Source organism: Bradyrhizobium sp. TM102 (genome assembly GCF_009176685.1).
Lineage (GTDB): Bacteria > Pseudomonadota > Alphaproteobacteria > Rhizobiales > Xanthobacteraceae > Bradyrhizobium > Bradyrhizobium ottawaense.
The window spans coordinates 1,654,315-1,674,038 of record NZ_AP021855.1 but is presented as its reverse complement, the minus strand read 5'-3'; the positions used below and the strand labels follow the sequence as shown (position 1 = coordinate 1,674,038).

Here is a 19,724-nt window from a genome sequence, read left to right as displayed (position 1 = left end):
GCATGGAGTTGTTAAGTGTTCGGTAAGCGTAGCGGAACAGACACCGACCTTCGGGCGCCCAAGCCCGGCGCCGTGTCGCCCGAGCCTGCCCAGGCTCCGGCGCCGACGGTGTCGCGCGCCCCGCCTCCGCCGGCCGTCGCCTCGCCGCCGCTTGCGCCTGCCAAGGCGCCGCCGCCTCCGGCCATGGAGAGCCGGCGGTCGGACAATTATTACGAGGTCAAGGCGACCATCTTCGGCGCGCTGATCGAGGCAATCGACCTCGCCCAGCTCGCCAAGCTCGATTCGGAGTCCGCGCGCGAGGAAATCCGCGACATCGTCAACGAGATCATCGCGATCAAGAACATCGTGATGTCGATCGCCGAGCAGGAGGAACTGCTCGACGACATCTGCAACGACGTTCTCGGCTACGGCCCGCTCGAGCCACTGCTGTCGCGCGACGACATCGCCGACATCATGGTCAATGGCGCCAACACCGTCTACATCGAAGTCGCCGGCAAAATCCAGCGCACGGGAATCCGCTTCCGCGACAACCAGCAGCTCCTCAACATCTGCCAGCGCATCGTCAGCCAGGTCGGCCGGCGCGTCGACGAATCCTCGCCGATCTGCGACGCGCGCCTTGCCGACGGCTCCCGCGTCAACGCCATCGTGCCGCCGCTGTCGATCGACGGCCCCACGCTCACCATCCGCAAATTCAAGAAGGACAAGCTGACGCTCGATCAACTGGTCAAGTTCGGCGCGATCTCGCCGGAAGGCGCCGAAATCCTCCAGATCATCGGTCGCGTCCGCTGCAACGTGCTGATCTCCGGCGGCACCGGCTCCGGCAAGACCACGCTGCTCAACTGCCTGACCAACTATATCGAGCATGACGAGCGCGTCATCACCTGCGAGGACGCCGCCGAGCTCCAGCTCCAGCAGCCTCACGTGGTGCGGCTGGAAACCCGACCGCCCAACATCGAAGGCGAAGGCCAGATCACCATGCGCGAGCTGGTGCGCAACTGCCTGCGTATGCGCCCCGAGCGCATCATCGTCGGCGAGGTCCGCGGACCCGAGGCGTTCGACCTGCTCCAGGCCATGAACACCGGCCATGACGGATCGATGGGCACGCTGCACGCCAACAACCCGCGCGAAGCCCTGTCGCGCTGCGAATCCATGATCACGATGGGAGGCTTCTCGCTTCCCTCACGCACCATCCGCGAGATGATCTGCGCCTCCATCGACGTCATCGTCCAGGCTGCGCGCCTGCGCGACGGCTCGCGCCGCATCACCCACATCACCGAGGTGATGGGCATGGAAGGCGACACCATCATCACCCAGGACATCTTCCTCTACGACATGATCGGCGAGGACGCCAACGGCAAGATCATCGGCCGGCACCGCTCGACCGGCATCGGCCGTCCGAAATTCTGGGAACGCGCCCGCTATTACGGCGACGAGAAGCGCCTTGCCGCTGCGCTGGACGCGGCGGAAGTCGCGCCGAAGACGTGAGCAGTTCAGCATGAACATGCAGGTCCTCGCCCTCGCATTCCTTGCCACCGCAGCGGTCGGCGGCATCGCCTGGGTCTTCCTCTATCCGCTGCTGTCCGGGGAACGAAAGGCCGAAAGCCGCCGCGCTTCGATCTCCCGCGCCGAGGCGCCCACGGCCCGCCAGGCCGAGAAGACCCAGCGCTCGCGCCGCGAGCAGGTCGAGACCACGCTGAAGGATCTCGAGGCGCGACGCCTGCAGGAGAAGAGCGCTCCGCTCCCCGTCCGCCTGTCGCAGGCGGGGCTCGATTGGACGCCACAGAAGTTCTGGATCGTCTCCGCCGCCGTGGCGGGCGCGTTCTTCGCAGCCGCTCTGTTCGCCGGCGGCGGCCTGATCGGTGCTGCCGGCCTCGCCTTTGCCGGCGGCTTCGGCCTGCCGCGCTGGGCACTGGGCTTCCTGAAAAAGCGCCGCGAGGCCAAGTTCCTGGCGGCACTGCCCGATGCGGTCGACGTGATCGTCCGCGGCATCAAGGCAGGCTTGCCCTTGTTCGAATCGATCAAGGTCGTCGCGGCCGACGCGCCCGAGCCGCTGCGCAGCGAGTTTCTGGCGATCATCGAGACCCAGGCGATCGGCATGCCGCTCGGCGAGGCCTGCTCGCGGCTCTATGATCGCATGCCGTTGCCGGAGGCCAACTTCTTCGGCATCGTCATCTCGATCCAACAGAAATCCGGCGGCAACCTCTCCGAAGCGCTCGGCAACCTTTCCAAGGTGCTGCGCGACCGCAAGAAGATGAGGGAAAAGATCCAGGCCATGTCGATGGAAGCCAAGGCCTCGGCCGGCATCATCGGCTCGCTGCCGCCGATCGTGATGTTCCTCGTCTATCTCACGACGCCACATTACATCTCGGTGCTGTGGACCCATCCCACCGGCCAGCTCATGCTGGTCGGCTGCGTCGTCTGGATGGCGGTCGGCATCATGGTGATGAAGAAGATGATCAATTTCGATTTCTGACGGTGCAGTATGGTCCAGTTTCTCGTCGCGAAACTACATGACGTCCACTTCATGACCATGATGCTGGCGGCCATTGCCGCCAGCGCCACCGTCTATACGCTGGTGATGCCCCTGTTCGCCGGCGAGGGCCTCTCCAAGCGCATGAAGGCGGTGGCGAGCGAGCGCGAGCGCATCCGGCAGCGCGAGCGTGAGCGCCTTCACAAGAATGAAAAGGTCACGCTGCGCCAGACGCCGAAGCAGCTCGTCTCCAAGGTCGTCGAGGACTTCAACCTCACCAAATGGCTCGCGCAGGAAGCTGCGCGCGACAAGCTGATCATGGCGGGTTACCGCGGTCAGGCGCCCTACATCACCTTCCTGTTTGCCCGCATGGTCGCGCCGATGGTGCTCTTCATCGGCTCGGTCGTCTACGTCTTCTTGATCGCGCATCTGCAGCAGGCCATGCCGATCAAGATCGGCATCTGCATCGGCGCCGCCTATCTCGGCCTCCAGGCGCCGATGCTGTTCCTCAGGAATGCGATCTCCAAGCGCCAGCTCTCGATCAAGCGCGCCTTTCCCGACGCGCTCGACCTGCTTCTGATCTGCATCGAATCCGGCATGTCAGTCGAGATGGCGTTCCGGAAGGTCGCCACCGAGATCGTGGGACAGTCGATCGCGCTGTCGGAGGAGTTCACGCTGACCACGGCCGAATTATCCTATCTGCAGGATCGCAAGGTCGCTTACGAGAATTTGGCGCGACGCACCGGACTCGAGGGCGTCAAATCGGTCTGTCTCGCGCTTCAGCAGGCGGAGCGTTACGGCACCCCGCTCGGACATTCCCTGCGCGTCATGGCGCAGGAAAATCGCGACATGCGCATGAACGAGGCTGAAAAGAAGGCTGCCGCCCTGCCGCCGAAGCTGACCGTGCCGATGATCCTGTTCTTCCTGCCCGTGCTGTTCGTGGTCATTCTTGGACCGACCGGCATCAAGATCTCCGAGATGCAATGACGCGGGACCCGGGCCGCGCATGCGGCTCGCGGGCAGCTTTCAGGATGAGACGATAGAAGAGACGATCAGCTCTGATCAGTCGGGTTGGCTGAGCGAGGCGACCGGCGTCCGCTTCGGTGCGCCGCGGGGAGCGTCGCTGCGGCTGAGCATCTCCTTGAGATAGGCGACGTTGGCCGCGGCCTGATCCGGTGGCAGATCTGCCTTTACGATGGTCTCGGCTTCGGCGAAGCGGCCCTGCAGACCGACGACAAGGCCGAGATTCTGCCGCACCCGGATGCTCGCACGCGGCGAGGCGTAGGCCTGCCGCAGCGCCTCTTCGGCCTTCGGAAGGTCTCTCGACAACATGTAGGACAGGCCGAGATTGGAGAGCACACCGGGATCACCCGGTGCGATCTTGAGCGCGCTCGCGTAGTAGGAACGCGCCTCCTCGTGGCGGCCCATCTGGTCCAGTGCGGTGCCCTGCACCGAGAGCAGGCGCCAGTCCGGATTGTCAGGCGAATGCGCTTTCGACAGCACATCGTAGGCCTGCTGGAAATTGCCGTTGTCGGCGAGGGCGCGGCCATATTGGGCGAGCAGCGCCTTGTTGCCGGGATTCGCGATGGTCGCCTGCTCGAGCATAGCGGCGGCCTGGGCACGCTGACCGTTGGCGCGCAACGCCTGACCGTAAGCGAGCGCGGCATCGGCGTCCTTGGGATTGGCGCGGTAGCGCTCGCCATAGACCTCGACGGCGCGCGCCGGATCGGTGGGAGTCGCCTCTGCCCGTGGTCCGCCGATCGAGCCCGTCACGTCGGAGAGTTTCGACATGCCCGTGCAGCCGCCGAGGCCCATGGCCACCGCCGCGACCAGCGAGGTGGACGCAAGAAGCCGGGCAAGACTGAACCGTAGACGCATGACGCTTTGACTCTCGAGCCGATTGATCGAGCCGAACGCGCCAGCAATAGACTGTTAACCCTAACGGCCGGTTAACACGGCCCCCGGGCCGTGCTCTCGTCGATACTCCCGCTCGCAAGCGTCGTCAGGCTTGAGCGGTTGCAATCCAGCAGCAGGTCGAGGCCGCGCTCTCGGGAACGGCAGCCCTCAACACGAGATACGAGATCCGTGCGACGACGTTTTCGTCTTGCCCGATCAATATTCGATGGCAAGCCGTTTGCGGATTTCGTCGACGCGCCTGTCGAGCGCATCGAACCGCGCGTGGACGGAGCGGTCGTGGAGATAGAAGACGTAACCGCCGGCAAGGAACGCGAAGATCCAATGGTGGTGCTCGACATAGCCGAAAATCGCCTCGATGGCCTCGCCAATGAATGTGACCACGCTCCACACAAATTCCATTGCATTTCCTCCCGGCGCGCTTTGTCGTCGGTCGCCTGATCTCCAACTCTGGCGACCGTTGCCGGAACCTAGCATGCCCCCCTCGCCGCGAGTAGCGGCTCGCTGAACGGTGACAGCAAAGCCGATTGCAGCCGCGGCGAAACTCTGCGAAGTCTCATCCATTCGCATGACCCGTTTGATCTGACGATCCGGACCCGCCAATGCCTTCTGTCTTCGAGACGTCACCCGCCGCCATCCCGATCACCTTCGTCACCAAATCGAGCTGGGATCAGGTCGCCGAGACGCTGCCGCCGCAGCAACGCGCGTTCGCCGCGGCATGCGCCTTTGCCGCCAAGCCGGGTGCCTATCTGGCGCTGCCTGCGCCCGACGGCGCAATCGCACAGGTGCTGTTCGGCCTCGAGGACGAGGGGGCGAGATCGCGCGACCTGTTCCGGCCCGGCGCCCTGCCCGGCCTGCTGCCGCCGGGGATCTATCGCTTTGCCAATGCACCCCACGATGCACGGCTGGCGGCGCTCGCCTTTGCGATCGGGCGCTACCGCTTCGCGCGGTACCGCAAGGCTGACAGGCCCGACGTCCGGCTGGTGCCGCCCGATGGCGTCGATGCGGCCGAGATCGAGCGGATCGCTGATGCGGCGATGCTCGCGCGCGACCTCATCAACACGCCCTCCAACGACATGGGGCCGGCGGAGCTGGCTGCCGCCGCGCAAGACCTCGCCGCAGAGTTCGGCGCAAGCTTCGCCTGCACCGTCGGCGATGATCTGGAGAAGAACTTCCCGCTGATCCACGCCGTCGGCATGGCCTCGAACCGCGCGCCGCGGCTGATCGACATCGGCTGGGGCGATCCCGATCATCCCAAGGTGACGCTGGTCGGCAAGGGCGTCTGCTTCGACACCGGCGGGCTCGATTTGAAGCCGTCGAGCGGCATGCTGATCATGAAGAAGGACATGGGCGGCGCGGCCAACGTCCTCGCGCTGGCGCGCATGGTGATGGATGCGAAGCTGAAGGTGCGGCTGCGCGTGCTGATTCCGGCGGTGGAGAACGCGGTCGCCGGCAACGCCTTCCGCCCGCTCGACATCTTCACCTCGCGCAAGGGCATCACGGTGGAGATCGGCAATACGGATGCGGAGGGCCGGCTGGTGCTCGCCGACGCGCTGGCGCTGGCTGATGAGGAAAAGCCCGATCTGCTGATCGATCTGGGCACGCTGACCGGTGCCGCGCGTGTCGCGCTGGGACCGGATTTGCCGCCCTTTTACACCAATGATGAGAGCCTTGCCGCCGACCTATCGCGCTGCGCGATGCAGGAGAACGATCCGTTGTGGCGCATGCCGTTGTGGCCGCCTTACGATTCCTGGCTGGACTCCAAGACCGCTACCATCACCAACGCACCATCAGGCGGCTTTGCCGGCTCGATCACCTGCGCGCTGTTCCTGCAGCGCTTCGTCGATCAGGCGAAGAGCTGGCTGCATGTCGACATCTACGGCTGGACGCCGTCGGCAAAGCCGGCCCGTCCCGAAGGCGGCGAGTGCCAGGCCGCACGCGCCATCTACACCTTGCTGAGCGAGCGCTATGCATGATCCGCGAATAACCCCGGCGCGGGGCGACCTCGCCGCGAAATATCTCGAAGGCAAGGTCGAGGCTGATCGCTTCGTCACCGGCGAGGAATTCGAGGTGGTCGATCCGGTCGCGCCGGTGCGCGAGCAGCCGTCGTCGGGCGCGATGCTGATGACGGAGGCGCTGCGCGGCGAACGCGTCACGGTCTACGACCGCAACGGCGAGGGCTGGGCGTGGGGCCAGCTCAATGGCGATGGCTATGTCGGCTGGCTGCCGGATGCAGCGCTCATGAAACCCTCGGCGACGCCGACCCATGTGGTCAGCGCGCTGCGGACGTTCGTCTTCCCCGGTCCCTCGATCAAGCTGCCGCCGGCCGATACGCTCGTGATGGGATCCAGGCTGGCTGTGGCGCGCGAGGACGGCAGCTTCGCCGTGACGCGCGATGGACAATATTTGCCCAAGGCCCATCTCGCCCCGCTCGATCATCGCGAGCCGGATTTCGTGACGGTCGCCGAACGCTTCGCCGGCACGCCCTATCTCTGGGGCGGCAAAAGCAGTTTCGGCATCGATTGCTCCGGCCTCGTCCAGGTGTCGCTGACATCAGCGGGCATCGGCTGCCCACGCGACAGCGACATGCAGCAGGCGGGGCTCGGCCGCGCGCTGGAGCCGCATGAGCGCAGCAGCTTGCTGCGCGGCGATCTCATTTTCTGGAAGGGCCATGTCGCCATCGTCCGCGATGGCAGCACGATGGTTCACGCCAACGCGCATCACATGGCGACGGTGATCGAGGCGATCGAGCCTGCGATTGCGCGGATCAGGCAGGCCGGCAGCGAGGTCGTCGCGATCAAGCGGCTTTAGGGCCGTGGATCGCGGGGATCATACCCGATCTTTGTTCTCGGCATCCGAACAGGTTTCGGACGCGGTTGCTGACGGAACCTGCGCATTGGCACCGGAAGTATGGTTTACCTTGCGGCGCAGCTACGGAACAACGTTACATCTGAGGAGATTTGCGGAACGAAACGCGGCGCCAGTCTTTCTCTGGCTTTAGGAGGTGCCCATGAGTTCTCAAGCCAGAGAAGGCGCGTGTGCGTTCGCTTGGCGAAACTATTTGCTGCTCCACAGCGGCATCAGCGAGAACGACGACAGGCGTTCCGCCCTCTACAGCTACATCTCCAATCTTCGCGGTACCGGCGAGGATGATTTCGATCTCCTGCAGATAGCCGCGGTCGCCTACTTGAAAAAGCTCGATGAATTGCATGACGACGAATGCGCGCGCCGCGCGGCAGATGAACTTCTGGCCGAGCGTTTGGAAGCAAGCAGTTCGCAACAGGACAGATAGCTTAGGTCATAACACCAGAGCGAAGGAACGAACAGCATGGCAGACGACACCAATGCAAACCGTTTCGTGCGCGACCCTCAACGGCGCATCGCCGCAGCGACAGCAATCGGCATGAATGCCTTGAAGCCGATGATGCACTTCCAGGTCTCAATGCTGAGGATGTGGGCCGATAGTATCGAGAGGCTCGAGGCCAATTACGACAAGAAGCTGGAAGACACTGCGGCCACACTCGAGGAAGCGCCAGACAAGGAACGCGCCGCGTAACATCAAGGCGGGCTGCCCCGTGCAGCCTGCTCCGGCGAAACGCTCAGGGCGCCGCAATGTCGCGCGTCTGGAATGACGCGCTACGTCGCCACCGACCCGTTGCCCGCCGTCTCCAGCCGGAACGCCGCCGCGAACAGCGCGCGCGTGTATTCGGTCTTCGGGTTCTTGAACAGCTGGGCGGCCTGCCCCTCCTCGACGACCTTGCCGCCGCGCATCACGATCAGATGGCTCGCAAGCGAAGCGACGACGCGCAGATCGTGCGAGATGAACATGTAGGTGAGCTCGCGCTTGCGCTGGAGCTCGCGCAACAGATCGACCATCTGCGCCTGGAACAGCATGTCGAGCGCGCTGGTCGGCTCGTCCAGCACGACGAAATCCGGCTCCAGCACGACCGCCCGCGCGATACTGATGCGCTGGCGCTGGCCGCCGGAGAATTCATGGGGATAGCGGTGGCGGGTGTCAGGCTTCAGCCCGACGTCCTCCAGCGCCTTGACGACGCGCGCCTCGCGCTCTTCGTGCGACAGCTTCGGCTGATGCACCGAGAGACCTTCGGCGATGATGTCGGCGACCGACATGCGCGGTGAGAGCGAGCCGAACGGGTCCTGGAACACGATCTGCATGTCGCGCCGGAACGGCCGCATCTCCTTGAAGCGCAGGCCCTGGATGTCGTTCCCCAAGAACACGATACGCCCGTTTGAGGAGATCAGCCGCAGCAGCGCCAGCCCCAGCGTGGTCTTGCCCGAGCCTGACTCGCCGACCACACCGAGCGTCTCGCCCTTGCGCACGGCGATGCTGACGCCGTCGACCGCCTTGATGTGGCCGACGGTCTTGCGCATCAGGCCGCGCTTGATCGGAAACCAGACCTTCAGGTCGTTGGCGGACATCACCAACGGCGCATCCGGCTGCGGCGGCGCCGGATCGGGCTTCGGCTCCGCCGCGAGCAGGTCGCGCGTGTAGGGATGCTTCGGGCCCTTGAAGACTTGCTCGACCGGCCCCTGCTCGACGATCTCGCCGCTCTTCATGACACAGACGGTGTCCGCGATGCGGCGCACGATGCCGAGATCGTGGGTGATGAAGAGCAGGCTCATGCCGAGCCGCGATCGGATCTCGGCGAGCAGCGCCAGGATCTGCGCCTGCACCGTGACGTCGAGCGCCGTCGTCGGCTCGTCCGCGATCAACAGATCCGGCTCGTTGGCGAGAGCCATCGCGATCATCACACGCTGGCGCTGACCGCCGGAGAGCTGATGCGGATAGCTCTTCAGTCGCGTCTCCGGCTCGGGAATACCGACCTGCGTCAGCAATTCCAGCGTTCGCCGGCGCGCCTCCGCGTTGCTGGTCGGATTGTGCAGCTGGATGATCTCGCCGATCTGCGCCTCGATCGTGTGCAACGGATTGAGCGAGGTCATCGGCTCCTGGAAGATGATGGAGATGTCGCTGCCGCGAATCTCCCGCATCTGCTGCTCGGATCTGTCGATCAGTTCCTGCCCCTTGAAGCGGATGCTGCCCGAGGGGTGCGAGGCGTTCGGATAGGGCAACAGCTTGAGGATCGAGAGCGCGCTGACGGACTTGCCTGAGCCGGATTCGCCAACCAGCGCCAGGCATTCGCCGCGCTTGATCTGGAACGAGACCTTGTCGACCGCGAGCGTGGTGCTGCCGCCCTGGTGGAAGGCCACCGAGAGGTCGCGAACGGCAAGCAGGGGCTGGTTAATCGCGTCCATCGGCTTACCTGAACGTCTTGCGCGGATCGAAGGCGTCGCGCACGGCTTCGCCGATGAAGATCAGGAGCGACAGCATGCTCGCGACCGAGAAGAAGCCGGAGAAGCCGAGCCAGGGGGCCTGCACATTGGCCTTGGCCTGCGACAGCAATTCGCCGAGCGACGGCGATCCCGGCGGCAGGCCGAAGCCCAGGAAATCGAGCGCCGTCAGCGTCATCACCGAACTCGACACGATGAAGGGCAGGAACGTCATGGTCGCGACCATCGCGTTCGGCAGCAGGTGGCGGAACATGATGACGGGGTTGGAGACGCCGAGCGCCCGCGCCGCCTGGATGTATTCGAAGTTGCGTCCGCGCAGGAACTCGGCCCGCACCAGACCGACCAGCGAGACCCAGGAGAACAGCAGGAGGATGCCGAGCAGCACGAAGAAGCCGGGCACGAGCACCGAGGACAGGATCAGGAGAAGATAGAGCGAGGGAATCGCCGTCCAGATCTCGATGAAGCGCTGGAAGATGAGATCGACCCGCCCGCCGAAATATCCCTGCACCGCTCCTGCTGCGATGCCGATGACGGACGAGACGATGGTGAGGCAAAGGCCGAACAGCACCGAGATGCGGAAGCCGTAAATCAGCCGCGCGACCACGTCGCGCCCCTGATCGTCCGTCCCCAGCCAGTTGTATTCGAGGTCGCGGCAGCTCTTCAGCCCCTTCTTCTCCACCACCGGCTTGCATTGCGCTTCGGTCAGCATCCAGGTCGGCTTCGACGGCGCCGGCGTCGGCAGGTCGAGATTGTGGGTGTCGTAGGAGTAGCGGATCAGCGGCCAGATGATGGTGCCGTTCTTGTCCTTGATCAGCTTCTGCAAATAGGGATCGCGATAGTCGGCCGCGGTTTCGAAGTCGCCGCCGAAGGTGGTTTCCGAATAGGTCACGAAAGCGGGCCAATAGAGCCGGCCGTCGAACTTGATCAGGAAAGGCCGATCGTTGGCGATCAGCTCCGCAAACAGCGAGACCACGAACAGGATGATGAAGATCCAGAACGACCAGTAGCCGCGGCGGTTGGCCTTGAAGTTTTGCCAACGCCGCCTGTTGAGCGGCGAAGGCGCGAAGGGCTTGCGCGTGATCGGAACGACCTCGCCCAGCGGGGACTGGGTCGTGGTCTCGATCGGCGTCGGCGCGGTAATCGTCATCAGACCTCCCGCGCCTCGAAATCGATCCGTGGGTCGATCCACATATAGGTCAGGTCGGAGACCAGATTGATCACGAGGCCGACCAACGAAAAGATGTAGAGCGTGCCGAACACCACGGGATAGTCGCGATTGAGCACGCTCTCGAAGCTGAGCAGCCCAAGCCCGTCCAGCGAGAAGATGGTCTCGATCAGAAGCGAGCCTGAAAAGAAGGCGTGGATGAACGTCCCTGGGAAGCCCGCGATCACGATCAGCATCGCATTGCGGAAGACATGGCCGTAAAGCACCCGGCCCTCGCCGCAGCCCTTGGCGCGCGCAGTCATGACGTATTGCTTGCGGATCTCGTCCAGGAACGAGTTCTTGGTCAGGAACGTCATGGTCGTGAAGGCACCGAGCCCCATGGCGATCAGCGGCAGCGTCAGATGCCAGAAATAATCGATGATCTTCCAGTACCAGGGAAACTGCGACCAACCGTCCGAGGTCAGTCCGCGCAGCGGAAACCAGTTGAAGAAGGAGCCGCCGGCAAACAGGATGATGAGGAGGATTGCGAACAGAAAGCCTGGAATGGCATAGCCCAGGACGAGAACGGTCGATGTCCAGGTGTCGAAGCGCGTGCCGTCCTTCACCGCCTTGCGGATGCCGAGCGGGATCGAGATCAGATAGGTGATCAGCGTCAGCCAGAGACCGAGCGAGATCGAGACCGGCAGCTTCTCCTTGATCAGTTGCAGAACGCTGACGTCGCGGAAATAGCTCTTGCCGAAATCGAAGCGGGCAAAGTTCCAAACCATCAGCGCGAAGCGTTCCGGCGCCGGCTTGTCGAAGCCGAACTGTGCCTCGAGCTTCTTGATGAAGTCGGGATCAAGGCCCTGCGCGCCGCGATATTTCGAGTTGATGGCATCGCCGCCGGCCCCGACCTGCCCGGGCGCGCGCTGCGCAAAATCGCTGCCGCCCGAAATGCGCGAGGTGCCGCCGGTGTCGGCCCCCGAGAGCTGCGCGATCACGCGCTCGACCGGGCCGCCGGGCGCGAACTGCACGACGACGAAGGAGACGAACAGGATTCCGAGCAATGTCGGGATCATCAGGAGGATGCGGCGGGCGATATAGGCACTCATGGCTATTTCGCCTGCTCGAGCTTGGCCGCCTTGGCGCGGTCGGACCACCAGATGTCGGGAGCGCCGACGCCATTGGCGTAGCGCGGCAGCTTCTGGGAATGGCTGAACTGATCCCAGTACGCGAGCCGGTGCGTCTTGTTATACCATTGCGGCACCCAATAGCGGCCGGCGCGGAACAAGCGGTCAAAGGCACGGCAGGCGACAGTCAATTCCTCGCGGCTCTCGGCTGCCATGATCTTCTCGATCATGGCGTCGATCGCCGGGCTGGCGACGCCCGCGAGATTGTACGAGCCCTTGGTTGCCGCGACTTGCGACGAGAAGAACGCCCGCATGGCATCGCCGGGCGTTGCCGACATGCTGAAGCGCTGGATCGTCATGTCGAAGTCGAAATCTTCCACGCGCGCGCGGTATTGCACGGCATCGACGAGGCGGAGGCTCGCCTCGATGCCGAGCGTCCCCAAATTCTTGATATACGGCGCGTGATGCGGCTGGAGCGAGGGCTCCTCCGCCAGGAATTCAATCTTGAACACCTCTCCGCTCGGCAGCATTCGCTTGCCATCCTTGATCGGAAAGCCGGCTTCGTTGAGCAGCTGCTGCGACTTGCGCAAGAGAGCTCGGTCCTGCCCCGATCCATCGGAAACCGGAGGCGCGAAGGGCGCAGCGAACACCTCCTCGGGAACCTGACCGCGGAATGGCTCGAGCAGCTTCAGCTCTTCCGGCGACGGAGGCCCGTTGCTGGCCATGAGATCGGAGTTCTGGAACGGCGACACCGTACGGGCATAGGCGCCGTACATGATGGTCTTGTTGGTCCACTCGAAGTCGAAAGCGTCGATCAGGGCCTCGCGCACGCGGGGATCCCTGAATTTCTCGCGCCGCGTGTTGATGAACCAGCCCTGCGCGCCGGACGGCGTGTCGTCGGGCACGATCTCGAGCTTGACGCGACCGTCCTTCACGGCCCCGAAGTCGTATCGCGTCGCCCAGATGCGCGAGGTGAACTCTTCCCGGTAGAGATAGTTCTTGCCGGTAAACCCTTCGAAAGCGACGTCGCGGTCGCGATAGAACTCATAGCGCACGACATCGAAATTATAGGTACCGCGGCAGGGCGGCAGATCGGCAGCCCACCAGTCCTTCACCCGCTCATACTCGATATAGCGATTGACCTCGAACTTGCCGACCTTGTACGGACCCGAGCCCAGCGGGATCTCCAGAGACGATTCATCGAACGGGCGAGACGCATAGTACGCCTTCGAGAAGATCGGCAGGCTGGCGGCATAGAGCGGCACGTCGCGCGCCCGCCCCTTGGCAAAGGTGACGACGAGCGTTGCATCGTCGACCGCCTCTGCGCTGACCATGTCGCGCAGCTGCACCAGGATCAGGGGATGTCCCTTGGTCTTCAGCGTCATCAGCGAAAACGCCGCATCATGCGCGGTGAGCTTCGTGCCGTCGTGGAATTTCGCCTCCGGACGCATCGTGAAGCGGTAGACCAGCTTGTCCGGCGATATTTGAACGGATTTGGCGGCAAGCCCGTACATCGCATCAGGCTCGTCGCTTGCGCGCACCATCAGCGGCGCGAAGGTCATGTCCATGCCTTGCGCGCCGTCCCCCTTCAGGATGAAGGCGTTGAGCGAGTTGAAGGTCTGGTAGGATTGGTTGTAGGCGCGCACCGACGGAATGAGCGAGAACGTGCCGCCCTTCGGCGCATCGACGTTGACGTAGTCGAAATGGTGGAAGTCGGCGGGATATTTGAGATCGCCGAACGCCGAGATGCCGTGAGCTTCGATCCCCGCTTCCGATGCATGCGCTCCGCGCCACGGCTGCGCGCCCAGCGACATCCCGAGGGTGCCGCCGACACCGAGGGCCAGCACGTGGCGGCGTGACATCTGCGTCATGCGGGGAATGTCCTTCACGACTTCTTTGCGATCCGCGCCGCCTTCTCTGCGTCGTACCACCAGATGAACGGGAAGCCGGATTGGCCGTATTTGGGCATTTCCGTCGGCCGGCCGAAGCGATCCCAGCGTGCCGTACGCACCTTGTTATAAGTCCATTGCGGCACGACATAATGATTCCACAGCAGCACGCGGTCGAGTGCCTTGGTGGCCGCGACGAGATCGTCGCGATCGGCGGCGTAGATCACCCGCTCGATCAGCTTGTCGATTGCGGGATTCTTGATGCCCGCAATGTTGCGCGAGCCGGCGATGTCAGCCGTCTTGGACGACCAGAACTCGCGCTGCTCATTGCCTGGCGACTGCGACTCGCCCCACGAGTTTGTGACGATGTCGAAATCCCACTCGCGCGTCCTGTTCTCGTACTGGGTCGGGTCGACCGTCCGCACGTTGACGGCAATGCCGAGCCGCTCCAGGGACGGCTTGTAGAACAGCGTGATCCGCTCGAAGCTCGGATCCGAGTTCAGCAGTTCGAGCGTGAACTGGACGCCGGTCTTGACGTCGGTCAGCTTGCGGTCGCGCACCTCGTAGCCGGCCTCCTTGAACAGGCGGAGCGCCTCGCGCAGATTATCGCGCACGGCTTCCGGATTGCCGCCGACCGGATTGGTGTAGGCCGTGGTGAAGACTTCGGGCGGCACCTGGGTGCGGACGGTCTCGAGGATCTCAAGCTCCTTGCCCTGCGGCAAGCCGGTCGCCATGAGTTCGTCGATGCCGTCGAAATAGCTGTTGATGCGCTTGTACTGGCCGTAGAAGATCTGCTTGTTCATCTCCTCGAAGTCGAACGCGTAGTTGAGCGCGCGCCGCACGCGCGGGTCGCTGAACTTGCCGCGGCGCAGGTTCGGCACGAACGCCTGCATCACGCCCGAGCTGCGATTGGCGAACTCCTCGAGGATCACGCGCTTTTCGCTCACGGCCGGGAAGTCGTAGGCGGTCGCCCAGTTCTTCGCGCTGTTCTCGGTGCGCCAATCGACCTGGTCGGCCTTGAAGGCCTCGATCGCGACGGTGGCGTCGCGGAAATATTCGTAGCGCAGCTCGTCGAAATTGTTGCGGCCGACATTGGAGGCGAGGTCGCGGCCCCAATAGTCCTTGACGCGCTCCAGCGCGATCGACCGTCCCGCAACGAAGTCCTTGACCCTGTAGGGGCCAGAACCGAGCGGGACTTCAAGCGTGGTGGCGGACACGTCGCGCTTGCGGCCCTGCGCGTCGGTCCCTTCCCACCAATGCTTCGGCAGGACTGTGAGTTGCCCGACGATCTGCGGCAGTTCGCGGTTGCCCGGCGCGTCGAATACGAATTTCACCTCGCGCTCGCCGAGCTTCTCGGCCTTCACCACATGGCTGTAATAGGCCGAGTACATCGGGTGGTGCTTCTTGAAGGAATCGAGCGAGAAGATCACGTCATCCGCGGTAACGGGCTTGCCGTCGTGCCATTTGGCCTCCGGCCGCAAACGATAGGTGACGAAGGAAAAATCGTCCGGATGGCTGACGGCCTCGGCGAGCGCGCCGTACTCGGTCGAGACTTCGTCGAGCGAGGGCGTCGTGAGGGATTCGTAGATGAATGCGACGGCGCCGGCGACCTGCCCCTTCACGCCCGACACGACGATATTGAAATTGTCGAAGGTGCCGACCGCGATCTGGCGCGCGACGCCGCCTTTGGGCGCTTCAGGATTGACGTAGTCGAAGCGCGTGAAGTCGGCGGGGTACTTGACCTTTCCGAACAGCGACAAAGCATGGCGCCAAGGAAGCTCATTCGCCGATTGCGCCTCGGCACGGCCGACGACGGAAAGGCCCGCTACGGAACCGAGGGCGGGGAGCGCTGCGGCCGCAGTGCCGGTGAGCAGGAGATCGCGTCGGGTTATGGCCAAATCAATAGTCCTGTCTTGAAGGAGGCTACTCCTTTAAGGTCCCAATATAGGCGAGGTTTCGACCGAATATGTTGCTTTTTCCTCATCTTGGAAGGCCGGGCGGCCTGTCTGATGCGGCCAAACGCCCCGATAAACTCGCCGCGAGGCCCGGATAAGCAAACGGCCAGGCTTTTCAGCCTGGCCGCATATTCCAAGATCGGGTTCTTGAGGCCTTACTTCGACGCGGTCGGCAGCGGCTGAGGATGCTCCGACAGCGAGTTCAGATAGGCAATGACGTCGGCGCGCTCGGAATCCTTGGCAATGCCGGCGAAGCCCATCGCGGTGCCCGGGATGAAGCCCTTCGGATTGGCGATGAACTTGTTGAGGTCGTCGAACGTCCAGGTACCGCCCTTGCCCTTCATGGCAGCGGAGAAGTTGAAGCCGCCGCGGCCCTCACCCCTCTTCTCGCCGACGACGCCATAGAGATTCGGACCGACGCGATTCGGGCCACCCTTCTCGAAGGTGTGGCAGGCGCCGCACTTCTTGGCGGCGGAGGCGCCCTTTTCGACGGAGGCGGTCTGGAGCAACTTTTCGATCGGCTCGGAGGCCGCGGCGGCAGCGCCGCCTTCCTTGCCGTGGCCGGCATCTTCCTTCACGGCGATCTCGAAACCCGGCTTCTCGAGCGGCTTCGGCGTGAACAGCGCATTGGCGGTGAAGCTGGTCACCAGCAGAAGGAGACAGGTGCCGAGCACAGCACCGAGAATTTTATTGAGTTCGAAAGAGTCCATTTCCGGCCAGGCCCCACACCGCAAGAAGAATCGAGCGGCCAGGCGGCCGCCAGGACGAGCCTCGGGAGAATCAAGCGTTCCCTATCGTTTCCCCGAGTTTTGCCATTGAGATATCGGTTTGCCCGGGGTCTGGCAACCCGTATAAGCGACCCGGCTTTCGGCCCGTCCCCACCCATTTCCCGGCGCGGAAAACGCCCCGTTTCCAGGCTCTTGACCCCAGACCTTTGAACCCGATGATCGATCCTCGCATCCTGGTGCTGATCCCGGCCCGCATGGCCGCCACCCGCCTGCCCGGCAAGCCACTCGCCGATATCGCGGGATTGCCGATGATCGTGCACGTGCTGCGCCGCGCCGAGGCCGCGGCAATCGGCCGGGTCGCGGTCGCGACCGATACGCCCGAGATCGCTTCGGTCGTGACGGCCCATGGCGGCGAGGCCGTGATGACCAGCCCCACACACCCCTCCGGCTCCGACCGCATCCACGAGGCCATGCAGAAGCTCGATCCGGACGGCAAGGCCGAGATCGTGGTCAATCTGCAGGGCGATTTCCCCACGATCACGATCGGCAACATCCGCGAGGTGCTGCCGCCGCTGCAGGACCCCGCCGTGGACATCGCGACACTGGCCTCGCAGATCCACACCGAGGAGGAGGATCTCGCCCCGAGCGTCGTGAAGGCGATCGGAACCTCGCTCGGCGGCAAGCGCATGCGTGCACTTTATTTCACCCGCGCGACCGCGCCGACCGGCGACGGACCGCGTTACCACCATATCGGCCTCTATGCCTATCGCCGCGCCGCGCTGGAGCGTTACGTTTCGCTGCCGCCCTCGCCGCTGGAATTGCAGGAGAAGCTCGAACAGCTCCGGGCGCTCGAGGCCGGAATGCGCATCGACTTCACCATCGTCGACACCGTCCCCCGCGGGGTCGACACGCCGGCGGACCTGGAAACCGCCCGCAGCATCCTTTCCAAATCCTGAGCCGCTGTTACAAGGCCGACCCAGGAGCACTTTTAAGACATGAGCAAGATGAAGATCGCATTCCAGGGCGAGCCCGGGGCCAATTCCCACATCGCCATCGTCGAGGCCTATCCCGACGCCGAGCCGATGCCCTGCGCCACCTTCGAGGACGCGCTGTCGGCGATCTCCTCCGGCGAGGCCGATCTCGGCATGATCCCGATCGAGAATTCGGTCGCGGGCCGTGTTGCCGATATCCATCACCTCTTGCCGGCCTCCGGCCTTTTCATCATCGGTGAATGGTTCTTGCCGGTCCGGCATCAGCTGATGGCGGTGAAGGGCACCAAGCTCGACGACATCAAGAGCGTTGAGAGCCATGTGCATGCGCTCGGCCAATGCCGGCGCATCATCCGCAAGCTCGGCGTCAAGCCGATCGTGCATGCCGACACTGCCGGCAGCGCTCGCGACATCTCCGAGCGCAAGGACAAGACGGTGGCCGCGATCGCCTCCCGCCTCGCCGCCAAGATCTACGGCCTCGACATCCTCGCGGAGGACATCGAGGACGAGGCGCACAACACCACCCGCTTCGTGGTGCTGGCGCGCGAGCCGAAATGGGCCGCCCAAGGCTCCGGCCCGCTGGTCACGACTTTTGTGTTCCGGGTGCGCAATTTGCCGGCCGCGCTCTACAAGGCGCTCGGCGGCTTTGCCACCAACGGCGTCAACATGACCAAGCTCGAAAGCTACATGGTCGACGGCAATTTCTTCGCCACGCAGTTTTATGCCGACGTCGACGGCCACCCCGAGGACAAGGGCCTCGCCTTCGCGATCGAGGAGCTGAAATTCTTCTCGCGCGAATTCCGCATCGTCGGCGTGTATCCCGGCCACCCCTTCCGCGCCACGTTCAGCGAAGCGCAGCAGGATTAGTCGCGTGTCCCGGACGCGCGAAGCGCGAGCCGGGACCCAGGGGCCAAGATACCCGGAGGCGCGATGGGCCCCGGCTCTGCAGCGCATCGCTGAAGGAGCGCTGCGCTGCGTCCGGGGCACGATATTCTTACGCGGTCGCTTTAAGCCCGAACGCCTCGGCGAGCAGCGAATACGACTTCTTCCGCGCCTCGTGATCGTACACCGCTGTGATCGCCATCAGCTCGTCCGGCTTGCTCGCGTCGATCAGCGGCTGCAGTTTCTTCCGTACCGTCGCGGGGCTGCCGACGAACAGGCGGGAACGGTTGCGGAGGATCGAGGTGCGCTCGGAGTCGGAGTAAGGATAGGCCTGGGCCTCCTCGACGCTCGGCAGCGGCAGATATTGACCGCGGTCGCGGCGCAGCCGGTTGAGGTCGAACGAGCTGGCAAGGCGTTCGGCCTCCTCATCGGTATCGGCGGTGACGACGGCGACCGCGAGGATCGCTTGCGGGCTCGCACGCCAGGCCGAGGGCTGGAAGCGGTTGCGGTAATGCACCATCGCGTCGACCGCGTCGTGGGACGCGAAATGATGCGCGAAGGCGAAGCCCATGCCGACCTGTGCCGCCAATTCCGAGGAATAATCGCTGGAGCCGAGCAGCCAGATCGGCGGCAGCTTGGTGTCGTCGGGCATGGCGACGACGTTGTGGTAGGGGTGCCCTGCGGGGAATTCACGGGTCTCCCACAGAATCAGCTCGTGCAGCCGCTCCAGGAAATCATCGCCCTCGCGGCGGTCGAGCCGGCTCCGGAGCGCATAGGCGGTGGCGCCATCGGTGCCGGGCGCCCGGCCAAGGCCGAGGTCGATACGGCCGGGAAACAGCGCCTCCAGCATCTTGAATCGCTCGGCGACGACCAGCGGGGCGTGGTTGGGCAGCATCACCCCGCCGGAGCCGACGCGGATATGCTTCGTCACCGCCGCGATCTGGCCGATCATGACGTCTGGCGCGGGACTCGCGACCGAGGCGAGGTTGTGATGCTCGGCGAGCCAGTAGCGGACATAGCCGAGCCCATCGACATGGCGCGCCAGGTCGATGCTGTTGCGCAGCGCCGCGGCGGGCCTGGTGCCTGTGGTGACGACGGAGAGGTCGAGGACTGAGAGCGGGATCATGGCGCGCTAACCTAGTGGAGGGCCGCGCGGCGACAATGGGGCGGCTGCGCAGATCTGACGTGTGCAGACCGCGAGCCCGCGCAGTCGACCGAAGCGAGGCGGTGGGCCAAGAGCAGTCCAAACAACATTTCTTTCATATTGCCCACCTACCGTGCCCGCCCCGGCCAGCCCCCAATTTTCTGACAAA

Annotated in this window: 18 protein-coding genes; 9 read left to right on the top strand and 9 right to left on the bottom strand. The window is 64.2% G+C overall.

Features of this window, described 5'->3' with window-relative positions; genetic code table 11:
* The first annotated feature begins 15 nt into the window (after positions 1 to 15).
* From GDN70_RS07825 to GDN70_RS07815, 3 genes are read left to right on the top strand one after another with little or no spacing between them, the layout of a single operon-like run.
* Complete coding sequence (locus tag GDN70_RS07825; RefSeq protein ID WP_028142103.1) at positions 16 to 1,485, top strand: CpaF family protein; 1,470 nt, start codon at positions 16 to 18, stop codon at positions 1,483 to 1,485.
* 10 nt (positions 1,486 to 1,495) lie between these two features.
* Complete coding sequence (locus GDN70_RS07820) at positions 1,496 to 2,473, top strand: type II secretion system F family protein (RefSeq protein WP_028142104.1); 978 nt, start codon at positions 1,496 to 1,498, stop codon at positions 2,471 to 2,473.
* A gap of 9 nt (positions 2,474 to 2,482) precedes the next feature.
* A complete protein-coding gene (locus tag GDN70_RS07815; protein ID WP_028142105.1) occupies positions 2,483 to 3,457 on the top strand; it encodes a type II secretion system F family protein in 975 nt (324 codons plus the stop codon).
* Between the two features lie 75 nt (positions 3,458 to 3,532).
* Here the strand turns inward: GDN70_RS07815 and GDN70_RS07810 are convergent, their stop codons facing one another.
* On the bottom strand, positions 3,533 to 4,348 hold the full coding sequence (locus GDN70_RS07810) for a tetratricopeptide repeat protein (protein WP_038950029.1): 816 nt from the start codon (positions 4,346 to 4,348) through the stop codon (positions 3,533 to 3,535).
* A 234-nt stretch (positions 4,349 to 4,582) separates the two neighbouring features.
* A complete protein-coding gene (locus tag GDN70_RS07805) occupies positions 4,583 to 4,786 on the bottom strand; it encodes a hypothetical protein (RefSeq protein ID WP_018318792.1) in 204 nt (67 codons plus the stop codon).
* 200 nt (positions 4,787 to 4,986) lie between these two features.
* Between GDN70_RS07805 and GDN70_RS07800 the strand changes: the two genes are divergently transcribed.
* From GDN70_RS07800 to GDN70_RS07785, 4 genes are all read left to right on the top strand, one after another.
* The gene (locus GDN70_RS07800) at positions 4,987 to 6,360 is read left to right on the top strand and encodes a M17 family metallopeptidase (protein ID WP_152102364.1); all 1,374 of its coding nucleotides are present in this window, start codon (positions 4,987 to 4,989) and stop codon (positions 6,358 to 6,360) included.
* Positions 6,353 to 7,195, top strand: coding sequence for an NlpC/P60 family protein (locus tag GDN70_RS07795; protein WP_152102363.1), 843 nt, complete (start codon positions 6,353 to 6,355; stop codon positions 7,193 to 7,195). The genes GDN70_RS07800 and GDN70_RS07795 overlap by 8 nt, the downstream gene beginning before the upstream one ends.
* A gap of 199 nt (positions 7,196 to 7,394) precedes the next feature.
* The gene (locus GDN70_RS07790; RefSeq protein WP_152102362.1) at positions 7,395 to 7,676 is read left to right on the top strand and encodes a hypothetical protein; all 282 of its coding nucleotides are present in this window, start codon (positions 7,395 to 7,397) and stop codon (positions 7,674 to 7,676) included.
* A 36-nt stretch (positions 7,677 to 7,712) separates the two neighbouring features.
* Positions 7,713 to 7,940 carry a hypothetical protein gene (locus tag GDN70_RS07785; RefSeq protein WP_028142110.1) on the top strand — a complete coding sequence of 76 codons (228 nt, stop codon included), beginning with the start codon at positions 7,713 to 7,715 and terminating at the stop codon, positions 7,938 to 7,940.
* Positions 7,941 to 8,020: 80 nt separating this feature from the next.
* On the opposite strand, the gene GDN70_RS07780 is transcribed toward GDN70_RS07785, so the two are convergent.
* From GDN70_RS07780 to GDN70_RS07755, 6 genes are all read right to left on the bottom strand, one after another.
* Entirely contained in the window at positions 8,021 to 9,658 is a 1,638-nt protein-coding gene (locus GDN70_RS07780) for an ABC transporter ATP-binding protein (protein ID WP_095424668.1), read from the bottom strand.
* A gap of 4 nt (positions 9,659 to 9,662) precedes the next feature.
* The gene (locus tag GDN70_RS07775) at positions 9,663 to 10,841 is read right to left on the bottom strand and encodes an ABC transporter permease (protein ID WP_152102361.1); all 1,179 of its coding nucleotides are present in this window, start codon (positions 10,839 to 10,841) and stop codon (positions 9,663 to 9,665) included.
* Positions 10,841 to 11,950, bottom strand: coding sequence for a microcin C ABC transporter permease YejB (locus GDN70_RS07770; protein WP_028142113.1), 1,110 nt, complete (start codon positions 11,948 to 11,950; stop codon positions 10,841 to 10,843). Before GDN70_RS07770 ends, GDN70_RS07775 begins: the two co-directional genes overlap by 1 nt.
* A gap of 2 nt (positions 11,951 to 11,952) precedes the next feature.
* Positions 11,953 to 13,839, bottom strand: a complete 1,887-nt coding sequence (locus GDN70_RS07765; protein WP_152102360.1) for an extracellular solute-binding protein — start codon at positions 13,837 to 13,839, stop codon at positions 11,953 to 11,955.
* Positions 13,840 to 13,853: 14 nt separating this feature from the next.
* Positions 13,854 to 15,755, bottom strand: coding sequence for an extracellular solute-binding protein (locus GDN70_RS07760; RefSeq protein WP_038971333.1), 1,902 nt, complete (start codon positions 15,753 to 15,755; stop codon positions 13,854 to 13,856).
* Between the two features lie 212 nt (positions 15,756 to 15,967).
* Positions 15,968 to 16,522: a cytochrome c family protein gene (locus GDN70_RS07755; protein WP_028142116.1), complete on the bottom strand. Its 555-nt coding sequence runs from the start codon at positions 16,520 to 16,522 to the stop codon at positions 15,968 to 15,970.
* Positions 16,523 to 16,755: 233 nt separating this feature from the next.
* Here GDN70_RS07755 and GDN70_RS07750 point away from each other — a divergent pair, with 233 nt between their 5' ends.
* Positions 16,756 to 17,496 (top strand): 3-deoxy-manno-octulosonate cytidylyltransferase, encoded by a 741-nt coding sequence (locus GDN70_RS07750; RefSeq protein ID WP_152102359.1) that lies wholly within the window; start codon positions 16,756 to 16,758, stop codon positions 17,494 to 17,496.
* A gap of 39 nt (positions 17,497 to 17,535) precedes the next feature.
* Positions 17,536 to 18,396, top strand: coding sequence for a prephenate dehydratase (locus tag GDN70_RS07745; protein WP_028142118.1), 861 nt, complete (start codon positions 17,536 to 17,538; stop codon positions 18,394 to 18,396).
* Between the two features lie 127 nt (positions 18,397 to 18,523).
* Here GDN70_RS07745 and GDN70_RS07740 read toward each other — a convergent pair whose 3' ends face one another.
* The gene (locus GDN70_RS07740) at positions 18,524 to 19,537 is read right to left on the bottom strand and encodes an LLM class flavin-dependent oxidoreductase (protein WP_095424665.1); all 1,014 of its coding nucleotides are present in this window, start codon (positions 19,535 to 19,537) and stop codon (positions 18,524 to 18,526) included.
* Positions 19,538 to 19,724: the final 187 nt, after the last annotated feature.

Bases quoted from the DNA above. Each gene is read 5' to 3' on its own strand.
- GDN70_RS07820 (WP_028142104.1), top strand. From the start codon at position 1,496: ATGAACATGCAGGTCCTCGCCCTCGCATTCCTTGCCACCGCAGCGGTC.
- GDN70_RS07815 (WP_028142105.1), top strand. From the start codon at position 2,483: ATGGTCCAGTTTCTCGTCGCGAAACTACATGACGTCCACTTCATGACC.
- GDN70_RS07810 (WP_038950029.1), bottom strand. From the start codon at position 4,348: ATGCGTCTACGGTTCAGTCTTGCCCGGCTTCTTGCGTCCACCTCGCTG.
- GDN70_RS07805 (WP_018318792.1), bottom strand. From the start codon at position 4,786: ATGGAATTTGTGTGGAGCGTGGTCACATTCATTGGCGAGGCCATCGAG.
- GDN70_RS07800 (WP_152102364.1), top strand. From the start codon at position 4,987: ATGCCTTCTGTCTTCGAGACGTCACCCGCCGCCATCCCGATCACCTTC.
- GDN70_RS07795 (WP_152102363.1), top strand. From the start codon at position 6,353: ATGCATGATCCGCGAATAACCCCGGCGCGGGGCGACCTCGCCGCGAAA.
- GDN70_RS07790 (WP_152102362.1), top strand. From the start codon at position 7,395: ATGAGTTCTCAAGCCAGAGAAGGCGCGTGTGCGTTCGCTTGGCGAAAC.
- GDN70_RS07785 (WP_028142110.1), top strand. From the start codon at position 7,713: ATGGCAGACGACACCAATGCAAACCGTTTCGTGCGCGACCCTCAACGG.
- GDN70_RS07780 (WP_095424668.1), bottom strand. From the start codon at position 9,658: ATGGACGCGATTAACCAGCCCCTGCTTGCCGTTCGCGACCTCTCGGTG.
- GDN70_RS07775 (WP_152102361.1), bottom strand. From the start codon at position 10,841: ATGACGATTACCGCGCCGACGCCGATCGAGACCACGACCCAGTCCCCG.
- GDN70_RS07770 (WP_028142113.1), bottom strand. From the start codon at position 11,950: ATGAGTGCCTATATCGCCCGCCGCATCCTCCTGATGATCCCGACATTG.
- GDN70_RS07765 (WP_152102360.1), bottom strand. From the start codon at position 13,839: ATGACGCAGATGTCACGCCGCCACGTGCTGGCCCTCGGTGTCGGCGGC.
- GDN70_RS07755 (WP_028142116.1), bottom strand. From the start codon at position 16,522: ATGGACTCTTTCGAACTCAATAAAATTCTCGGTGCTGTGCTCGGCACC.
- GDN70_RS07750 (WP_152102359.1), top strand. From the start codon at position 16,756: ATGATCGATCCTCGCATCCTGGTGCTGATCCCGGCCCGCATGGCCGCC.
- GDN70_RS07745 (WP_028142118.1), top strand. From the start codon at position 17,536: ATGAGCAAGATGAAGATCGCATTCCAGGGCGAGCCCGGGGCCAATTCC.
- GDN70_RS07740 (WP_095424665.1), bottom strand. From the start codon at position 19,537: ATGATCCCGCTCTCAGTCCTCGACCTCTCCGTCGTCACCACAGGCACC.